The organism is Mesorhizobium sp. WSM3859 (assembly GCF_002295065.1).
Lineage (GTDB): Bacteria > Pseudomonadota > Alphaproteobacteria > Rhizobiales > Rhizobiaceae > Mesorhizobium.
In genome coordinates, this window is the sequence record NZ_NSGG01000002.1 from 430,715 (window position 1) to 450,325 (window position 19,611).

General features: G+C 64.8%; 17 protein-coding genes and 1 tRNA gene. 11 read left to right on the forward strand and 7 right to left on the reverse strand.

Going from position 1 to position 19,611, the window contains the following annotated elements:
- The first annotated feature begins 100 nt into the window (after positions 1–100).
- The 4 genes from CK230_RS05930 to CK230_RS05945 all read left to right on the forward strand — a co-directional run bounded on the left by CK230_RS05930 (position 101) and on the right by CK230_RS05945 (position 4,438).
- Positions 101–1,543 carry a methylmalonyl-CoA mutase subunit beta gene (locus CK230_RS05930; protein WP_095816235.1) on the forward strand — a complete coding sequence of 481 codons (1,443 nt, stop codon included), beginning with the start codon at positions 101–103 and terminating at the stop codon, positions 1,541–1,543.
- The gene (scpA, locus tag CK230_RS05935; protein WP_095816236.1) at positions 1,540–3,657 is read left to right on the forward strand and encodes a methylmalonyl-CoA mutase; all 2,118 of its coding nucleotides are present in this window, start codon (positions 1,540–1,542) and stop codon (positions 3,655–3,657) included. The genes CK230_RS05930 and scpA overlap by 4 nt, the downstream gene beginning before the upstream one ends.
- Before the next feature lie 167 nt (positions 3,658–3,824).
- Positions 3,825–4,055, forward strand: a complete 231-nt coding sequence (locus CK230_RS05940; protein WP_095816237.1) for an AbrB/MazE/SpoVT family DNA-binding domain-containing protein — start codon at positions 3,825–3,827, stop codon at positions 4,053–4,055.
- Positions 4,052–4,438: a type II toxin-antitoxin system death-on-curing family toxin gene (locus CK230_RS05945; RefSeq protein WP_095816238.1), complete on the forward strand. Its 387-nt coding sequence runs from the start codon at positions 4,052–4,054 to the stop codon at positions 4,436–4,438. Before CK230_RS05940 ends, CK230_RS05945 begins: the two co-directional genes overlap by 4 nt.
- Here CK230_RS05945 and greA read toward each other — a convergent pair.
- Positions 4,435–4,917 carry a transcription elongation factor GreA gene (gene greA, locus CK230_RS05950; protein ID WP_095816239.1) on the reverse strand — a complete coding sequence of 161 codons (483 nt, stop codon included), beginning with the start codon at positions 4,915–4,917 and terminating at the stop codon, positions 4,435–4,437. The two genes, CK230_RS05945 and greA, sit on opposite strands and share 4 nt — an antisense overlap.
- A 106-nt stretch (positions 4,918–5,023) precedes the next feature.
- Between greA and CK230_RS05955 the strand changes: the two genes are divergently transcribed.
- Positions 5,024–6,400 carry a TIGR03808 family TAT-translocated repetitive protein gene (locus CK230_RS05955; RefSeq protein WP_095816449.1) on the forward strand — a complete coding sequence of 459 codons (1,377 nt, stop codon included), beginning with the start codon at positions 5,024–5,026 and terminating at the stop codon, positions 6,398–6,400.
- Here CK230_RS05955 and CK230_RS05960 read toward each other — a convergent pair.
- From CK230_RS05960 to CK230_RS05970, 3 genes are all read right to left on the reverse strand, one after another.
- Positions 6,397–7,209, reverse strand: a complete 813-nt coding sequence (locus tag CK230_RS05960; protein ID WP_095816450.1) for a methyltransferase domain-containing protein — start codon at positions 7,207–7,209, stop codon at positions 6,397–6,399. The genes CK230_RS05955 and CK230_RS05960 overlap by 4 nt on opposite strands.
- A 97-nt stretch (positions 7,210–7,306) precedes the next feature.
- A complete protein-coding gene (locus tag CK230_RS05965) occupies positions 7,307–8,308 on the reverse strand; it encodes an asparaginase (protein WP_095816240.1) in 1,002 nt (333 codons plus the stop codon).
- 46 nt (positions 8,309–8,354) lie between these two features.
- Complete coding sequence (locus tag CK230_RS05970) at positions 8,355–9,521, reverse strand: acetyl-CoA acetyltransferase (RefSeq protein ID WP_095816241.1); 1,167 nt, start codon at positions 9,519–9,521, stop codon at positions 8,355–8,357.
- Positions 9,522–9,851: 330 nt separating this feature from the next.
- On the opposite strand from CK230_RS05970, the gene betI reads away from it, so the two are divergent.
- Genes betI through betB form a run of 5 tightly spaced genes read left to right on the forward strand, consistent with a single transcriptional unit; the run spans position 9,852 to position 16,144 of the window.
- The gene (gene betI, locus CK230_RS05975) at positions 9,852–10,442 is read left to right on the forward strand and encodes a transcriptional regulator BetI (RefSeq protein WP_095816242.1); all 591 of its coding nucleotides are present in this window, start codon (positions 9,852–9,854) and stop codon (positions 10,440–10,442) included.
- Entirely contained in the window at positions 10,439–11,968 is a 1,530-nt protein-coding gene (betC, locus tag CK230_RS05980) for a choline-sulfatase (RefSeq protein ID WP_095816243.1), read from the forward strand. The genes betI and betC overlap by 4 nt, the downstream gene beginning before the upstream one ends.
- Complete coding sequence (locus tag CK230_RS05985; protein WP_176480019.1) at positions 11,965–12,975, forward strand: threonine/serine dehydratase; 1,011 nt, start codon at positions 11,965–11,967, stop codon at positions 12,973–12,975. The genes betC and CK230_RS05985 overlap by 4 nt, the downstream gene beginning before the upstream one ends.
- A gap of 3 nt (positions 12,976–12,978) precedes the next feature.
- On the forward strand, positions 12,979–14,631 hold the full coding sequence (gene betA, locus CK230_RS05990; protein ID WP_095816244.1) for a choline dehydrogenase: 1,653 nt from the start codon (positions 12,979–12,981) through the stop codon (positions 14,629–14,631).
- A 49-nt stretch (positions 14,632–14,680) separates the two neighbouring features.
- Positions 14,681–16,144, forward strand: coding sequence for a betaine-aldehyde dehydrogenase (gene betB / locus CK230_RS05995; protein ID WP_095816452.1), 1,464 nt, complete (start codon positions 14,681–14,683; stop codon positions 16,142–16,144).
- 233 nt (positions 16,145–16,377) lie between these two features.
- Here betB and CK230_RS06005 read toward each other — a convergent pair whose 3' ends face one another.
- Positions 16,378–18,615 carry an AGE family epimerase/isomerase gene (locus tag CK230_RS06005; protein WP_095816245.1) on the reverse strand — a complete coding sequence of 746 codons (2,238 nt, stop codon included), beginning with the start codon at positions 18,613–18,615 and terminating at the stop codon, positions 16,378–16,380.
- Positions 18,616–18,817: 202 nt separating this feature from the next.
- Here CK230_RS06005 and CK230_RS06010 point away from each other — a divergent pair.
- Positions 18,818–18,894, forward strand: a tRNA-Pro gene (locus tag CK230_RS06010).
- 29 nt (positions 18,895–18,923) lie between these two features.
- Here CK230_RS06010 and CK230_RS06015 read toward each other — a convergent pair.
- Together CK230_RS06015 and CK230_RS06020 are read right to left on the reverse strand one after the other, a co-directional pair.
- Entirely contained in the window at positions 18,924–19,289 is a 366-nt protein-coding gene (locus tag CK230_RS06015) for a type II toxin-antitoxin system RelE/ParE family toxin (RefSeq protein WP_095816246.1), read from the reverse strand.
- A 4-nt stretch (positions 19,290–19,293) separates the two neighbouring features.
- A complete protein-coding gene (locus tag CK230_RS06020) occupies positions 19,294–19,587 on the reverse strand; it encodes a type II toxin-antitoxin system ParD family antitoxin (RefSeq protein ID WP_095816247.1) in 294 nt (97 codons plus the stop codon).
- Positions 19,588–19,611 lie beyond the last annotated feature (24 nt).

Consider the following 19,611-nt stretch of genomic DNA (forward strand, 5'->3'; position numbering starts at 1 on the left):
CTGGCCGCCAGGGAAGCCGGCCGCATGACGCATTGTGATATCCGGTTACTGACCCTAGATTGGCTGGACCGGCTGATGCGGCCGAGAAGGGAGGAGAGCGATGGGCGCCGGCGCCTTGACAAGGGATGTCGACCTTCCGAACCCGGACGCCAAGCGTTGGCAGGCGCTGGCGGAAAAGGTGCTTGCCAGCGGTTCCTTCGAGGAAAAACTCGTTTCCCGCACCGATGACGGTATCCGCATCGAGCCGCTCAGCCAGCGTTCGACGGCTGCAGAGCCGTTGCTGCGCACAAATCCGACCGCACCCTGGATCGTCAGCCAGCGTGTCGACGACCCGGACATCGCCCGGGCCAGCGCGCAAGCCCTGGAAGACATCGCCCAAGGCGCCACCGGCCTGTCGCTTGTGTTCGAGGGCGCGCCGAATGCCTTCGGCTACGGCCTGCCGCGCACCGCGGAAGCGCTGGAAAGGGTGCTCGACGGCGTGCCGCTCAACCGCGTGCAGGTGCGCATCGACGCGCATCCCTGGAGCCGTGCCGTGGCCGACTGGCTGCTCGCCTTCTTGAGCAAACGCCGCTCCGATCCGACCAAGCTCAACCTCTCCTTCGGCATCGACCCGGCGGCGATCTTCGCAGGCACCGGGCGGCTGCGCACCTCGATCGATGCGCTGCAGGAATCGATGCCGCAGTCGCTGGCGCATTTCTTCTCGATGGGAGTGCCTGGCGTGCTGCTAGAGGCCGACGGCCGCGTCTTCCACAATGCCGGCGCCACCGAGGCGCAGGAGCTCGGCACGATGATGGCCTCCGTCGTGTCCTATCTCAGGATGTTCGAGAAGGCGCGCCAGCCGCTGGTCTATGCAGCACCGTATATCGGCTTCGCGCTCAGCGTCGACCAGGACCAGTTCCTGTCGATGGCCAAGGTGCGGGCTTTGCGCAAGCTCTGGGCGCGCATCCAGGAAGCCTGCTCGATCCCGGCCTCGACCGCCAGCATCCATGCCGAGACCTCCTATCGCATGATGACGATGGCCGACCCGGAGACCAACATCCTGCGCACGGCGATCGCGGCCTTCGCGGCGGCAACCGGCGGCGCCGATTCAATCTCGATCCTGCCGCACACGATCGCGCATGGATTGCCGGCGGGCTTTGCCCGCCGCATCGCCCGCAACGCCCAGCTCATCATGGCCGAGGAGAGCCATCTCGGCCAGGTCGCCGACCCCGCCAGCGGCTCGGGCGCAGTCGAAGCGCTGACTGACAATCTCTGCGCCGCCGCCTGGGAAGAATTCCAGCGTATCGAGGCCGAAGGCGGCGTGCTCGCCAGCCTGCAGCAGGGCTATATCCAGAACCGCGTGCAGACCGCCGCCGCCAAGCGCAACGGCGCCTACCGGTCGGGCGAACGCGGCATTGTCGGCACGACGCTCTACCGTGTCGGCACGGAGCGCCCGGTCCAGACGCTGCCGCAGGAGCGGCGCCCGGCGCTGACCGAAGGCGTGGCGACCTGCGAGCCGCTGTTTCCCGTGCGCATCGACCAGTCGATCGGAGCCGGATCATGATCCCGGATTTCAGCCAGATCGGCTGGTCAGCGCCGCGTCGCGTGCCGGTCGAGATCAAAGGCCAGCGGATGACGCCGGAAGGCATCGCCGTAAAACACCTCTACACGCAAGGTGACCTCAAGGGGCTCGCCAATCTCGACACCTATCCAGGCCTGCCGCCCTTCGTGCGCGGCCCCTACCCCACAATGTATGTCCAGCAGCCCTGGACGATCCGGCAATATGCCGGCTTCTCGACGGCCGAGGAATCCAACGCCTTCTACCGACGCAACCTCGCGGCCGGCCAGAAAGGCCTGTCGGTGGCTTTCGACCTCGCCACGCATCGCGGCTATGACAGCGACCATCCGCGCGTCGCCGGCGATGTCGGCATGGCCGGCGTTGCGATCGATTCCATCCTCGACATGCGCCAGCTTTTCGACGGCATTCCGCTGAACGAGATGACGGTGTCGATGACGATGAATGGCGCCGTGCTGCCGATCATGGCGCTGTACATCGTCGCGGCGGAGGAACAGGGCGTCGCGCAAAAAGATCTCAGTGGCACCATTCAGAACGACATTCTGAAGGAGTTCATGGTCCGCAACACCTACATCTATCCGCCAAAACCTTCGATGCGGATCGTGTCGGACATTTTTGCTTACACCTCCAAGCATATGCCGAAGTTCAATTCGATCTCGATCTCCGGCTACCACATGCAGGAAGCCGGAGCGACGGCCGACCTCGAACTTGCCTACACGATCGCCGACGGCATCGAATATGCGCGCGCCGGCGTCGCCGCAGGCCTGGACATCGACCGCTTCGCGCCGCGCCTCTCCTTCTTCTGGGCGATCGGCATGAATTTCTTCATGGAGGTCGCCAAGCTCAGGGCCGCGCGGCTTTTGTGGTCGAGCCTGATGCAGAAGAACTTTTCGCCGAAGGACGAGCGCTCGCTGTCGCTGCGCACCCATTGCCAGACATCGGGATGGTCGCTGACGGCGCAGGACCCCTACAACAACATCACCCGCACGATGATCGAGGCGATGGCGGCGACGCAGGGGCACACCCAGTCGCTGCACACCAACTCCTTCGACGAGGCGATGGCGCTGCCGACCGACCATTCGGCGCGAATCGCTCGCAACACGCAGCTCATCCTGCAGAAGGAATCCGGCACCACGCGGATGATCGACCCGTGGGGCGGCTCGGCCTATGTCGAGCGGCTGACGCATGACCTGGCGGCGCGCGCGCTCGCCCATGTCGAGGAGGTCGAAAGCCTCGGCGGCATGGCGGCGGCGATCGAGAAAGGCATTCCGAAGCTGCGCATCGAGGAAGCTGCGGCGCGCACCCAGGCGCGCATCGATTCCGGCGAGCAAATTCTGGTCGGCGTCAACGCGCACCGGCCGCAGACGGACATCGAGGTCGATGTGTTGAAGATCGACAATGCCGAGGTCAAGGCCCGGCAATTGGCGAAGCTGCAACGGCTGAAGGGCACGCGCGATGTGGCGGCCCTGGAAAATGCCCTGGCGGCGCTGACCCGCGCCGCCGAGGGCGGCGAGAACCTGCTCGAATTCGCGATCCGCGCCGCGCGCGCCAACGCCACGGTCGGCGAGATTTCGCTGGCATTGGAAAAAGTGTTCGGCCGCCACACGGCTGCGGTGCAGACGATCTCCGGCGTCTACCGGGACGCGCTCGGCGACAATCCGGCGCTCGACCCGCTGCAGGAGAAGATCGAGGCATTCGAGAAGAAGACCGGCGGCAAGCCGCGCATCCTGGTCGCCAAGATAGGCCAGGACGGCCACGACCGCGGCCAGAAGGTGATCGCCAGCGCCTTCGCCGATCTCGGCTTCGACGTGACCGTCGGGCCGATGTTCCAGACGCCGGACGAGATCGCCAAACTGGCGGTGCAGCACGACGTCGACATCATCGGCGCCTCCTCTTTGGCCGCCGGACACCTGACGCTGATCCCCGAGCTGAAGGAAGCGCTGAAGAAGCTCGGCCATGGCGACATGCTGATCGTCGCTGGCGGCGTCATCCCGCCGCAGGACTATGACGCGGTGCTGGCGGCGGGTGCTGCGGAGATTTTTCCGCCGGGGACGGTGATCCCGGAAGCGGCGAACCGGCTGATGGATCGGTTGCTGGCTTGACAATTGAGCGCCCGCTGTTATAATCACTGTTACAACAGTGTAATAGACAGATACGTAGATCTCCTCCACTCTCGGTTCCCTACCAAGTTGGTGGAATTGATCTGAACGCTCAATTCCACCAACTTGGTAGGGAACCGAGAGTGGAGGAGACTGAAGGAGTTTCGCCAATGAACATTGTAGTACGCAAGATCGGCAATTCCGAAGGTGTAATTTTGCCTCGGGAAATGCTCGACCGGCTAAATGTTCGCGCCGGGGATACGCTTATTGCTGCAGAGAACGCAGGTGAGCTTCGGCTTCGTCGACTTGAGAGCGACCCAGAAGCATTTGAAAATAAAATGAACATAGCTCGCGAGCGCATGAAAAAATATGAGGTTGCCTACCGCGCTCTCGCGAAATGATCGAGCATCATTCGCGGGAGTTCGTTGAGGCAATGCACGCCGAGCAGTTGCGCCTACACGGCGGCGCGCCGGGTATGCGGGATGAAGGTATGCTAGAATCGGCCCTTGGGCGGCCGCAGCAGAAAGAGGCCTATGGCGAGCCGGATCTTTGCGAGCTTGCTGCGGCCTACCTCTTCGGTATCGCGAAGAATCACCCATTTGTCGATGGCAACAAGCGGACGGCCTTTGCTGCCGCCGACTTGTTTCTTTATTTCAACGGGTTAAGCGTCGAGGCCGAGCAGGAAGAGATTGTCCAATTGGTGATGATGGTTGCCGCTGGTGAAATCGACGAGGCTGGCGCCGCCGCCTTCTTCCGCGACCATACCGTCAAGCTCGAAGCCTAGTTCTCGGCCTTGTCCGAGAGCTTGACGATCTCCCATTCCTTGCCGTTCACGGCGGCCACATCGCCAACCTTCTTGCCGAACAGCGCGACAGCCATCGGCGAGACGTGGGAAATCGAGCCCTTGGACGGATCAGCCTCGTCCTCGCCGACGATGCGCCAATGCACCTTCTTGCCGTCGTCGCCTTCCAGCGTCACACCCATGCCGAAGCGGACCACGTCGCTGCCCGGCTCAGGCACGGAAAGCTCCGCGCTCTCGCGCCGCGCGGTCCAATAGCGCAGGTCGCGCGAAACCACGGCGATGCGCTCGCGGTCACCCTTGCGTTCGGCCTTGGCGAGCATATCACGCAGCTCGGCGAGATTGTCCTCGATCATTGCGAGGCCGCGCTCGGTCACCAGATTGCGGAGGGTGCTCACTGGGCGTTCGCCGACGCCGGCAATGGCGTTTTCGCTGTCTTCTTCTCGGGTAAAAGCTCTGCTCATACAATGAACTTAGGCTTGGTGAGGCAAGTGCACAAGCGGTTTGCCGGTGGGCCCACCCTGGCACGATTCCTGCGAAGGACGAGGCGAAACGCCAGGACCTGTGCCGATGTTGAACAGACGAACGCTGCTTGCCCGGACTGCCGGCTTCGCCGTCGCCGGCGTCTTCGCCGGCAAGGCATCGGCGAAATCGCTGCCCGGCATCGAGATGGCCGCGATGCGCGGCTCGATCGACGCCACCGAGATCGGCGTGCAGCCGGGCGCATTCGACGACCAGAGCAAGGTTTTCGCCAAGATGCTGGCCGAGGCCAGCGATCGCGACCAGCCGGTGTTCCTGCCGCCCGGCACCTATCTCGTCTCCAACCTCAAGCTGCCGGCCCGCGTGCGTCTGTCGGGCGTGCCCGGCGCGACGCGCATCGTCTATGGCGGCAACGGCCATCTGATGATGGCCGAACAGGCCGAGCATATCGAGCTCAGCGGCCTCGTCTTCGATGGCACCAACCGCTGGCTGGCCGACTACACGCAAGGCCTGCTCGATCTGCGCCGCGTCGCCCATCTGACAATCGACAATTGCCAGGTGACCGGCAGCGGCAAGAACGGGCTGGCGCTCGAACATGCCGTCGGCCGTGTCGGCCGCTGCGATATTTCCGGCGCAGCGGACGCCGGCATCTATTCGGTCGAGGCCGGCGGACTTGAGATTTCCGGCAACAGCGTTTCGGACTGCGCCAATGGCGGCATCCTCGTGCATCGCTGGCAGGCAGCGGAGGACGGCACCATCGTCAACGGCAATCGCGTCCAGAGGATCGGCGCGCGCAGCGGCGGCACCGGCCAGAACGGCAACGGCATCAACGCCTTTCGCGCCGGCAATGTGATCATCTCCGGCAATGTCGTCTCCGACTGCGCCTTCACCGCGATCCGCGCCAACAGTGCGAGCAATTTGCAGATCAGCGGCAACACCTGCTCGCGCTCCGGCGAGACGGGGATCTATTCGGAATTCTCCTTCGAAGGCGCGATCCTCAGCAACAATCTGGTCGACGGCGCCGCCAACGGCATCTCGATCGTCAATTTCAACGAAGGCGGCCGCATGGCGGTCTGCTCGAACAACATCGTGCGCAACCTGACGACGGTTGGCCCTTACACCGCCGATCCGCCCGGTTTCGGCGTCGGCATCAGCGCCGAAGCCGACACCACGGTTTCCGGCAATGTCGTCGAGAACGCGCCGCTCTATGGCCTGCAGCTCGGCTGGGGACCGTATCTGCGCAATGTCGTGGCGAGCGGAAACATCATCCGGCAGGCGGGCACCGGCATCGTCGTTTCGGTCGTCGAAGGCGCCGGCACCGCGGTCATCTCGGACAACGTCATCGACGGCGCTAAAAACGGCGCCATTGTCGGCCAGCGCTGGGCCGATCCGGTGACCGGGGACCTTACCCAGTCAACAGATACCGGCTACGCGCATCTCACCGTCGAGCGCAACAAGGTGAGCTAGGCCGCAGCGACTATGATATGGGCCTGGATCTTGGCGGCAACCGCGCCACGGCCGTGCCTGTCGGCGATCGCGGCTTCCGCATAGTCGGTCGCAGCCTCAAGCTTCCCGGCATCTCTCGCCTCGATCTCGTTGCGAAGCAACGTTCCCTTGCAGTAGGCGACGGCCGGAACGCGCGGCGAGGATGCGCGGCTCTGCTCGGCCCTGGTGTCGATGGCCACATCGGAGAAGCCGGCGGCTGAAAGATCGGCGCGGATCAGATCCTTGTTGTGATAGCCGTGCGGCGTGCGAGCCAGGAAGCGTGGCGGATCGTGCGGAAAAATCCGGGCCAGAGCATTCGTCACGTCATCGGCGAATATATTCTCCTCGATGCGGTCCCACACGCTGAACAGGAAATGCCCGCCGGGCTTCAGGACGCGCTTTGCCTCGCGATAGGCGGCGGGGCGATCGGGAAAGAACATGGCGCCGAACTGGCAGCAGACGAGGTCGAAGGCCGCATCCTCGAAAGGCAGGTTCAACGCATCCGCCTGGCGCCAAGTGATGCGGCTGTCGGGCCCCTGGCGCGAAGCTGCGTAATCGAGCATCGGCTGGTTGAGATCGGTCACGGTGTAGCTCGCGCCGGGCGGCAGCTGCGGTGCCATGGCGCGGGTGACTGCTCCGGTGCCCGCGGCGGTTTCCAGAACGGCTAAGGGTGCCAAGGACGCGGCCCGCCGCGCGGTCTCGGCGGCATAGGCCTCGAAAATCAATGGCACCATATGGCGATCGTAGTTTTCCGGGATCGACCCGGCAAACACCTTGTCCGCTTCCAGCATGGCCAGCACCCGGCGCCCGTTTTGATAGTCACGGAAACTAGCACATGTTCTTTATCTTGAGCTCATCGCGGCGGATGAGCGTCGGAAAGTCTGCGCGTTAGCTAAGCGCCGCCGTCGGCCGCAGCAAGCCGACCTTGGCGCCTATGCGGCTTTCCACTGGAGGGTGAGCGAGCTTGGTGAGCCTCGCCGCAACCGCGTCATCGCCGCGCAGCAGCTTCGCCAGCACCGCGGCGATCATCACCTCCGCCGCCCTGCCGGCGCCGTCGTCGCATTTCAAGGCGATGCCGAGGCCGAGCTCGGGCAATGCCGCGCAATAGACGCCTTCGGCGCCGGTCTTGACGAAGATCCGGCCCGGTGCTGCCTGCATCAGCGCGACATCGGCCTTGCCGGTGCCGGCGACGAGGAACGGCTCGGCCATGCAGGCCGCAAGCAGACGCTTCGCCGCCTTGGCGCGCTCGGGCGAAAAGCCCCTGCCCGTCGCCATGCGGGCAAAGCCTTGCGCAAAACTCTTCAACGGCACGGCATAGGTCGGGATCGAGCAGCCGTCGATGGCGCTGTTGTCGGTGTTGTGGGCAGCGCCAGTAACGGATTGCATGGCGTCGCGCACCATCTCCTGCTGCGCGTGTCCCTCCTTGACGTAGCCCTGATGGGCGATGCCCGAATGCACGCAGGTGCAGAGGAAGCCGGCGTGCTTGCCGGAGCAGTTGTTGTGCAAGGCGCTCGGCACAGCGCCGGCGCGGGCGAGCGATAGGGTGGCTTCGTGGTTGGGCCAATGCGCGCCGCATTCCAGCGCCGTCTTGTCGAGTCCGGCCTTGGCAAGCATCGCCGTGGCCAGCTCGACATGAGCAGGCTCGCCCGAATGCGAGGCGCAGGCCAGCGCCAGCTCGCGGTTGCCGAAGCCGTAGGCGTCGGCAGCGCCCGATTCGACCAGCGGCAGCGCCTGGATCGCCTTCACCGCGGAGCGCGGGAAAACCGGACGGTCCGTGTCGCCGATCTCCCAGACGGTCTTGCCGTCGGCGTCGAAGACCGAAGCCGCGCCGCGATGCCTGCTTTCGACCACCGCGCCGCGCGTGACTTCGACCAGAACCGGATTGGACATGCTGCCTCCCGCGAGCGCCCCGGGGCGCTTTTAATGCGGGCCGCTTCTACCTGATGCGGTCGAGAATGGAAACGTAATTGGCGACGGCAGCACCCCCCATGTTGAAGATGCCACCGAGCTTCGCGCCCGGCACCTGGATGCCGCCGGCTTCACCGGTCAACTGCATGGCGGTAAGCACATGCATCGATACACCGGTGGCGCCGATCGGATGGCCCTTGGCCTTCAGGCCGCCCGAAGGATTGACCGGAAGGCGGCCGTCCTTGGCCGTCGTCCCGTCCAGCGCCAGCCTGGCGCCCTCGCCTGGCTGGGCCAGGCCCATCGCTTCGTATTCTATCAATTCAGCGATGGTGAAGCAGTCATGCGTCTCGACGAAGGAGAGGTCGTCGAGCGTCACGCCTGCCTTCTTCAGCGCCTGGTTCCAGGCGTGCTCGCAACCCTCGAAGGCTAGGATGTCGCGCTTCGACATCGGCAAGAAGTCCTGGACATGCTCGTTGGCGCGGAAGGTGACGGCACGGCGCATCCTCAACGCCGTGGCGGTATCGGTGAGCACAAGAGCGGCCGCGCCGTCCGAGACCAGCGAGCAATCGGTGCGCTTCAACGGACCGGCGACGAAGGGGTTCTTCTCGCTTTCCTGGCGGCAGAACTCATAGCCGAAATCCTTGCGCATCTGGGCGTAGGGATTGTCGACGCCATTCTTGTGGTTCTTGGCGGCGATCATGGCCAGCGCATCCGACTGGTCGCCATAGCGCTGGAAATAGGCTTGCGCAATCTTGCCGAAGACGCCGGCGAAACCGGCCGGCGTGTCGCCATCTTCCGGCAGGTAGGATGCCTTGAGCAGGTTCTTGCCGATCTCGGGACCGGGCGTGGTCGTCATCTGCTCGGCGCCGACCACCAGCACGATGCGGGCGGCGTTGGCGTCGATGGCGCGGACGCCTTGCCGGACGGCGGCCGAGCCGGTGGCGCAGGCATTCTCGACGCGCGTCGCCGGCTTGAAGCGCAGCCGGTCGTCGGCCTGCAGCACGAGGCTGGCGGTGAAATCCTGCGGCGAGAAGCCGGCGTTGAAATGGCCAAGCACGATCTCGTCGACATCGTCCGGGCCGATTCCGGCGTGGTCGAGCGCCTCGACGGCAACCTTGGTGATCAGGCCCTCCAGCGTCTCGCCTTCGAGCTTGCCGAAGCGCGAATGCGCCCAGCCGACGATGCATGCGGTCATAACAGCCTCCATTTGCCGCCGAGCCCAGCGTATGTTGATCTTCAGGTGATGCCGGCCTGCGAGTGGCGGTTTCCTGCGCTTCCGGTGCTCACGTACTTAAGTACGCTCCGCTCCGGTTCTCGAAAATCGCCATTCTCGACGCGGCCTGACCTGACCTCAACACACGCTAGCACGATCGCGCGCGGCACGTGATTCAATATTGTTCAATAGTGAACCGTTTTCCAGCCCATGCCATGGGCCAGAACGACACGATCGGTTGATCCCGGTGTCGATTTTTTATTGATTGACGCGTCAATAAAAAATAATCTCGGCTCGAACCGGACCCCCAAAATGCCGAAAATCGGAATGGAACCCGTGCGCCGCAAGGCGCTGATCGACGCGACGATCTCTGCGATCGGCAAGCGCGGATCGCTGGACGTGACGATGTCGGAGATCGCCGGCCGGGCCGGCGTGTCGTCGGCGCTGGCGCACCACTATTTCGGCGCCAAGGACGAACTGCTGTTCGCGACGATGCGGCACATCCTGACGGAGCTCAACATCGACACCAGGCGCACGCTTCACACCGCCGGCACAGCGCGTGAACGCGTCTCGTCCGTGGTCGCTGTCAGCTTCTCCGACGATCAGTTCCAGGCCGAGATCATCGCCGCCTGGCTCGCCTTCTATGTCGAGGCGCAGAAATCGACCGAGCTGCGGCGGCTGCTGCGCATCTATGCGCGGCGGCTTCATTCGAACCTGATGAGCGGGCTGACCGGCATCCTGCCCCGGAGCGAGGCCGACCGCGTGGCGGAAGCGACCGCGGCGCTTATCGACGGGCTCTATATCCGCCGCGCGCTGAAGGATGGCGTGCCGGACGCACAGACCGCGATCGCGCTTGTGGAAGACTATCTCGAAACCAAGCTCAACGGACGGAGCCTGTCTTGACCACCCGGCGACCCAATTTCCTGATCGTCATGGTCGATCAGCTCAACGGCACGTTCTTTGCGGACGGTCCGGCCGAGTTTCTGCATGCGCCCAATCTGAAGGCGCTGGCCCAGCGCTCGGCGCGCTTCGCCAACAACTATACCGCCTCGCCGCTCTGCGCACCGGGCCGCGCCTCCTTCATGAGCGGCCAGCTGCCGTCGCGCACCCAGGTCTATGATAACGCCGCGGAATTCGCCTCCTCAATTCCGACCTACGCGCATCATCTCCGCGGCGCCGGCTATCACACGGTGCTCTCCGGCAAGATGCATTTCGTCGGTCCCGACCAGTTGCACGGTTTCGAGGAACGGCTGACCACCGACATCTACCCGGCCGATTTCGGCTGGACGCCGGACTACCGCAAGCCCGGCGAGCGCATCGACTGGTGGTACCACAATCTGGGTTCGGTCACCGGCGCCGGCGTCGCCGAGATCACCAACCAGATGGAGTATGACGACGAGGTCGCCTTCCACGCGACGCAAAAGCTCTATGAGTTCGCCCGCGTGTCGGATGACGCGGACCGGCGCCCCTGGTGCCTGACCGTCTCCTTCACGCACCCGCACGACCCCTATGTCGCGCGGCGCAAATACTGGGGCCTTTACGAAGACTGCCCAGCCTTGGAGCCGGATGTTGGCTTCATTCCCTACGACCAGCAGGATCCGCATTCGAAGCGACTCTACAAGGCATCCGACTACGACAGTTTCGACATCACGCCGGAGCAGGTGCGCCGCTCTCGGCGCGGCTATTTCGCCAACATCTCCTATCTCGACGACAAGGTCGGCGAGTTGCTCTCGGTGCTCGAACGCACCCGCATGCTGGACGACACGATCGTGCTGTTCTGCTCCGACCATGGCGACATGCTGGGCGAGCGCGGCCTGTGGTTCAAGATGTGCTTCTACGAGGGCGCGGCGCGGGTGCCTTTGATGATGGCCGGCAAAGGCCTCAAGGCCGGGCTGATCGGGACGCCCGTCTCCAATCTCGACGTGGCGCCGACGCTCTGCGACCTCGCCGGCATCGACATGAGCGGGATCGCGCCATGGACCGACGGCCAGTCGCTGCTGCCGCTCGCCGGCGGCAAGGAGCGCTCGGCGCCGGTGCTGATGGAATACGCGGCCGAAGGCTCCTACGCGCCGATGGTGGCGATCCGCGAGGGCAAATACAAATTCGTCCATTGCGAGCTCGATCCGCCGCAGCTCTTCGACCTCGACGCCGATCCGCGCGAGCTCGACAATCTTGCCGCCAGCCCGGCTCACGCCGATCTGGTCTCGGCCTTCATGGAAAAGGTCCGCACGCGCTGGAACATGGCGAACTTCGACGCCGCCGTGCGCGAAAGCCAGGCGCGCCGCTCGGTCGTCTACCCGGCGCTGCGCAACGGCGCCTACTACCCCTGGGAGTTCCAACCGCTGCAGAAGGCGTCGGAACGCTACATGCGCAATCACATGAACCTCGACAATCTCGAGGAGAGCAAACGGTATCCGAGAGGCGAATGATGGCAGACATTCTCGTCCCCACCCTTGATCATCTGAAGCACGCCTATGCCGTCACCTCGGCGGCGACGCAGGTGACGCCGCTCTTGGAGTCGGCGGCTTTAGCCAGGGAAACCGGCGCCGCGCGCGTCTTCGTCAAGCCGGAGTCGCTGCAATGGGCCGGCTCCTTCAAGGTGCGCGGCGCCTATTGGCGGCTGAAGCGGCTCTCGCCCGACGAGGCGAAGCAAGGCGTCGTCGCCTATTCCTCCGGCAATTTCGCGCAGGGGCTGGCGGCCGCCGGCCAGGCGCTCGGCATCCCGGTCACCATCGTCATGCCGATCGACGCGCCGGGCGCCAAGCGCGATGCCACCGCCGGCTATGGCGCGCGCGTGGTATTGACCGACCATGGCGACCGCGCGCGTGAGGAGGTCGCCGCCGCCAAGGCGCGCGAGATCGCCGAGACCGAGTATCTTACGCTGCTCCATCCCTTCGACGATCCGGAGATCGTCGCCGGACAGGCCGGCGCCGGGCTGGAGGCGCTCGACCAGTTGGCGGCGAAGAAAGCGCGCGCCGACCTGGTGTTCTGTGCGGTCGGCGGCGGCGGGCTGATCGGCGGCGTTTCGCTGGCCTTCCATTATCTGTCGCCGAAGACCGAGATCATCGCCGTCGAGCCGGAGGGCTTCAACGGCATGGGCTCATCGCTCGCGCATGGCGCGATCGAGACCATGCCGATCGGGCCGAAATCAATCTGCGACGGGCTGATGGCCCGAAAACCCGGCGACGCACCCTTCGCGGCGGTGAGCGCTGCCGGCGTGCGCGGCGTCACCGTCGACGATGCCTCGGTGCGGCGGGCGATGAAGATCGCCTTCGAGCGCATGAAGCTGGTGCTGGAGCCTTCTGGTGCGGCATCGCTCGCCGCCCTTCTCGGCGGCAAGGTGGATGTGGCGGGAAAAACCGTCCTCGTGGTTGCAACCGGCGGCAATGTCTCGCTCGCCGATTTCATCTCACACATGAACGATGGGCGCATTTGAACAATGCTTGAAGCGGATTTCGTCATTATCGGCTCCGGCTCGGCCGGCTCGGCCATGGCCTATCGCCTGTCGGAAGACGGCAAGCACTCGGTGATCGTCATCGAGTTCGGCGGCACCGATATGGGGCCGCTGATCCAGATGCCGTCAGCGCTGTCGATCCCGCTCAATATGAGCCTTTACGACTGGGGCTTCGCCAGCGAGCCGGAGCCGCATCTCGGCGGTCGCGTGCTGGCGACGCCGCGCGGCAAGGTGATCGGCGGCTCGTCCTCGATCAACGGCATGGTCTATGTGCGCGGCCATGCGCACGACTTCGACCACTGGGCCGACCAGGGCGCGACCGGCTGGGGCTTCGCCGACGTGCTTCCCTACTTCAAGCGCATGGAGGATTCCGACGGCGGCGAGGATGGCTGGCGGGGCCACGGCGGACCATTGCATGTGCAGCGCGGCACACGGAGGAATCCACTCTACGGCGCCTTCGTCGAGGCGGGCCGCCAGGCAGGGTTCGAACTCACCGACGACTATAACGGCTCCAAGCAGGAAGGCTTCGGTCCGATGGAGCAGACCATTCTTGGCGGCCGCCGCTGGTCGGCTGCGAACGCCTATCTGAAGCCGGCTCTCAAACGCAAGAATGTGAGTCTGGTCAAAGGCTTCGCCCGGCGCGTGGTGATCGAGAATCAACGCGCGGTCGGCGTCGAGATCGAAGCTAACAAAAAGATTCAGGTTGTTAAGGCGCGGCGTGAAGTGATCGTCGCGGCATCGTCGATCAACTCGCCGAAGATCCTGATGTTGTCCGGCATCGGCCCAGGCGCGCATCTGCAGGAGAACGGCATAAAGGTGATCGCCGACCGGCCGGGCGTCGGCGCCAATCTGCAGGACCACCTGGAACTCTATATCCAGCAGGAATCGACTAGGCCGATCACGCTGAACTCGGTGCTCAATCCTTTCTCCAAGGCATTGATCGGCGCGCAGTGGCTGTTCTTCAAGAGCGGGCTCGGCGCCACCAACCATTTCGAGGCGGCGGCCTTCGTGCGTTCGCAGGCCGGCGTCGACTACCCCGATATCCAGTATCACTTCATCCCCGCGGCGGTGCGCTATGACGGCAAGTCGGCCGCGAAGGCGCACGGCTTCCAGGCGCATGTCGGGCCGATGCGCTCGAAGTCGCGCGGCTCGGTGACGCTGCGCTCCCCCGATCCGAAGGCGAAGCCAGTGATCCGCTTCAACTACATGTCGCATGCGGACGACTGGAGCGAGTTCCGCCACTGCATTCGGCTGACGCGCGAGATTTTCGGGCAGAAGGCTTTCGACGGCTTTCGCGGCAAGGAGATTTCGCCGGGCTCTCATGTGCAGACCGACGACGAGCTCGACGCCTTCATCCGCGACCATGCCGAGAGCGCCTACCACCCCTGCGGCACCTGCCGGATGGGCCGCGCCGACGATTTGACCGCCGTCGTCGATCCCGAATGCCGTGTGATCGGCGTCGAGGGCCTGCGCGTCGCCGACTCCTCGATCTTCCCGCGGGTGACCAACGGCAACCTCAACGCGCCATCGATCATGACCGGCGAGAAGGCGTCCGACCACATTCTCGGCCGCACGCCACTGGCGCCATCCAACCAGGAACCCTGGATCAATCCGCGCTGGCAGGTGGCGGACCGATAGGGCATTGTCGGGCTGACCGCCCTCCCGGCGAACAGACTTGGAGAAAGCCATGCGCGCCCAGCCAACCGCATCGCACTATGTCAACGGCCGCTACATCGAGGATGAGGGCGGCACGCCGCTGCCGGTGATCTATCCGGCAACCGGCGAGACCATCGCCACCCTGCATTCGGCGACGCCAAACGTGCTGGAGTTGGCGATCGAGGCCGCGCGCTCCGCCCAGCCGGCCTGGGCGCGGCTGAAGCCTGTCGAGCGCGGCCGCATCCTGCGCCGCGCCGCCGACATTCTGCGCGCGCGCAATGCCGATCTCGCCCGCATCGAAACGCTGGACACCGGCAAGGCGATCCAGGAGACGCTGGTGGCGGACGCGCCGTCGGCCGCAGATTGCCTGGAGTATTTCGCCGGCGCGGTCGCCGCCTTCAATGGCGAGATGATCGACCTTGGCGGACCATTTGCCTACACGCGCCGCGAGCCGCTCGGCGTTTGCGTCGGCATCGGCGCCTGGAACTATCCGATCCAGATCGCCGGCTGGAAGTCGGCGCCGGCCCTGGCCATGGGCAACGCCATGGTGTTCAAGCCGTCGGAGAACACGCCGCTGTCCGCCCTGGCGCTGGCCGAGATCTACAGCGAGGCGGGTTTGCCGGATGGCCTGTTCAATGTCGTGCAAGGCTATGGCGATGTCGGCGCCGGCCTCGTCGGCCATGATGTGGTGGCAAAGGTTTCGGTGACCGGCTCGGTGCCGACCGGCCGCAAGGTGCTGTCGCTCGCCGGCTCCAAAATGAAGCACGCGACGATGGAGCTCGGCGGCAAGTCGCCGCTGATCGTCTTCGACGACGCCGACCTCGAAAACGCCATCGGCGGCGCCATGCTCGGCAATTTCTATTCGAGCGGGCAGATCTGCTCCAACGGCACGCGCGTCTTCGTGCAGAAGGGCCTGCATGACCGCTTCGTCGACCGATTGGTCGAGCGCACCAAGAAGATCCGCATCGGCGATCCGCTCGATCCGGAAACGCAGATGGGACCGCTGGTCAATCGGCTGCAGCAGGAGAAGGTCGTCTCCTACATCGCAGCCGGCCAGCAGGACGGAGCGATACTCGCCTGCGGCGGCAATGTACCGTCGCTGCAGGGTTTCGAGGGCGGTTTCTTCATCGAGCCGACCGTGTTCACCGGCGTCACCGATACCATGCGCATCGCGCGCGAAGAGATCTTCGGACCGGTGATGAGCGTCTTGAAGTTCGACAGCGAGGACGAGGTGATCGAGCGCGCCAACGATACCGAGTTCGGCCTCGCGGCCGGCGTGTTCACCCGCGATCTGCCACGCGCGCATCGGGTGATCGCCGAGCTGCAGGCCGGCACCTGCTGGATCAACGCCTACAATCTGACGCCGGTGGAGATGCCCTTCGGCGGCGTCAAGCAATCCGGCATCGGCCGCGAGAATTCGCTCGCCGCGCTGGCGCACTATTCGCAGCTCAAGGCGGTTTATGTCGAGACGGGTGACGTGGCGGCGCCTTATTGAGTCCATGACGGCTCCAACTCAGCGTCGGCGGGACAGCGCCCCCCTCTGTCCTGCCGGACATCTCCCCCACTTGGGGGGAGATCAGATGTCGTCACCGCTTTCGCCAATCGCTAACGCCTCAGGAAATGCGCTGTCGCAGGAACTGCCAATCTCCCCCCTTGTGGGGGAGATGTCCGGCAGGACAGAGGGGGCGCGAAGGAATGAGACGCAAGGTCTCTTCTGCTACCCTTCTTTCACCCCTTCTGCGCCGTCCCGTCCAGATACTGCGTCAGCGCATAGACCAGATGGTAGAAGATGCTGGCCGGCACCTCGGTCGCCAGTGAGCGGCCGCGCTCGTCGATGCGGTCGATCCACAGACCGAGCGGCGCCGGGTCGATGTGCCAGCGGAACAGGCGGCCGACGCGCGCCTCGATCTCGGGCTTGAGGTCCGGCCCGCCCGACCCGTCCAGCGCGATCGCCGCCTTGATCGCCTCGGCCTGTGGCCAGCCGCGCGACACCGTATCCAGCGGCAGACCCTGGCGCGAGACGGCACCATAGGCGAGGCCGGTGGAGCGGTTGAGGCCGTTCGCGATGGCCGAGGCATAAAGCTTGCGGGCGAAGGCGGTGAGTTCGCTCTGGCCGCTGCGGGCGGCGAAATCGACCAGCAGGGACGCCCATTCGAAATGATGGCCAGGCTCGGTCCAGTTCCCCTTCTCGCCCGCGGCCGGCTTCCAGCCCTTGTCGAAATACTCGCCAATCGTCCAGCTTTCGGCATCGAAGAAATGACTGCGGAAGAGGTCGATGATGCGCGCGGCGCGGCGCAGATAGGCGCGCTCGCCCGTCGCCTTGTGCCAGGCGAGAAAGGCCTCGAGCAGGTGCATATGCGGGTTGGAGCGCCGCTCCTCCGCCCCCTCGGAGGTTTCCAGAAAGCCGGTCATGCGGGCATCTTCCAGATGCGCGTCGAGGAAGGCAAACGTCTCCTCGCCGAGCCGCAACGCATCTGGATGGCCCGACATATGGGCGTGCGCCAGCGCCAGAAGAACGCAGGAATGATCGTAGGCATCCTCGACAGGATCGGCGACCGAGCCATCGATGTTGAGCGTGCGGACCCAGCCTCCGCGGTCGGTGCGGCCCTGCCCGGCCATGAAGTCGATGCCGTGGGCGATCAACCTGTCCGCCGGACCGTCCCAGCCACGCTCCTTGGCCACCGCGAAGGCGTAGACCTGGCGCGCCTGCGTGCGCATTCGCTTAGGTTTCATCAACGGCGCGGCGTCAAAGCCGAGCGCCTCGTGGAAGCCGCCATGGCGCTCATCGACGCCGACCGTCGACCACAGCGGCAGCGTCTCCTCGAACAGCCAGTGGCGCACGCGCCGCCGCCAGGCGCCGCTCTCGATGACGCGATCATGCGCCGGCGTGAATCTCGTCTCCAGCCGGCCGGATTTCTCCAGCTGCTCGACGATCCTCTTGACGTGCTGGCTGTGGCTGACCGGCGCGACGAAGGTGGCGTCGGCCGTCGAAACGATAGCGACATCCTTCATGCCAATCGCCGAAAGCAGGCGGCCATCGCCGCGGATATAGGAGTTTTCGCAATCGATGGCGACGACATCGCCGAGGATGACGTTGCCGTCCTTGTCGGACGGGCCGACATCGAGCAGCGACTGCCAGGAGCCGAGGTCGTTCCAACGGAAGCCGGCCGGCACCATGGCGATGTCCTTGGCGCGCTCCATGATGGCATAGTCGATCGAGGTCGACGGGATGGCCGAGTAGAGTTCCAGCGGCATGTAGAGGCCCGAGAGATCGCTGGTCGCGGCCTTGTAGGCGGCCTCCGTCGCCTGCCAGATTTTCGGTTCATAGGCCGCGAAGGCATCGCGCATGGCGCCGGCGCGGAACAGGAAGATGCCGGTGTTCCAGTAGAAGCTGCCGGCGTCGAGATAGGCCTGCGCGGTGGCGAGATCCGGCTTCTCGACGAAACGCGAGACAACGAAGACGCCGTCCTTGCTGGTCCCGACCTCGATATAGCCATAGCCGGTCTCGGGCTGGGTCGGCTTGAGGCCGAACACCACGAGCCGCCCGGCATTTGCCGCGGCCGCGCCCGCCTCGATGCTCTGCCAGAACTGGGCGGTGGTCGATATCTCGTGGTCGGACGGCACCACCAGCACCAGCTCGTCGCCATATTCGGAGAGCGTGCGCAGGCTGGCCAGCGCGACGGCGGCGGCCGTGTTGCGGCCAGTCGGCTCGAACAGCGGCCCGCCGCCGCCGAGATCGATGCCGGCAAGGTCGGCATGGACGCGCTCGGCGTGACGCTCCGCGGCGATCAGGAAGATCGGCGTCTCGCCGTCCGGCCGCGCCGCCAGCCGGCGCAAGGTCCTGGCCAGCATCGAGCCATCGCCGGAAAAATCGTGGAACTGCTTAGGGTTGTCCTCGCGCGACAGCGGCCACAGCCGCGACCCTACGCCGCCACTCATGACGAAACTGACGATGCGCTGAGGCAAGATTCGGAACTCCAGGCGGCCGAGGGACCCGTTTTAGCGGGGTCATGGTTGGTCGCACAAGGCTGGAACTCGCCTTTCACGAACTGCCTCGATCCGCTGCCGTCCCGACCGGCGCGACGAAAGCCGACGAAATGCGACAGAAGTGCTGCCATTGCCGCTTGCAGTATCGAAAAGCGGCGGCTATAAGCCCGCCGTCTGGTCACGGAGTGTAGCGCAGTCTGGTAGCGCACCTCGTTCGGGACGAGGGGGTCGCAGGTTCAAATCCTGCCACTCCGACCAGAAAAACAAGCACTTGGCTTTTCCCGAAATCAGTCTGCGCCGTAGCTCTCCGGCAGATGGCGCCGTAGTTCCATCGCGTCGTGAAGAACGCGGCCAATTCCGATGACCTGAAGGGTCGTCCGGTAGAGCAAGAAGTGGCGGGGTCGTAGCACGATGCCATGTTCGGTCCGCGCGCGGTCCCGACTGTAGCGCAGGTGATAGCTGCGGATATTGTTTCCCAACTCCGCACGGACGATGCTGCCCACCCGCTCGGGATCGGCGGCAATGTCGCGCAGAGCCACGATCAACAGCCGTTCGTACCGGACACGCGCGACTTCACCGAAATTGACTTCCGTGTAGGCGAGTATCTGAACGATGTCTTCCCTCGCGGCCCCGGAAAGCCGGTATAGGGCCATGGTCTTACAGGCCGGTTTTTTTCGCGCATGCGCTCGCCTGTTGTCCCAGGCCGCTTATGAATTCTTCGAGGCCGTCTTCAGCAAAATCCTCGAAACGACCTTGTTCTATGTCGTGGAAGCCGATGTTAGCAGCCTCCCTGAGTGCCGCGAGCTTTGCCGTCTCCCTCGCCTCGCGCTGCTCGACAAGCCGCAAGCCGTCACGCAACACCTCGCTTGCGTTCTGATAACGCCCGGTTTTCACCAGCCGATCGATCACTTCTTCGAGGTGTTCCGTCAGCACAACATTGCGTGTCGGCATCGCGATATCAGCTCCAATTCAACC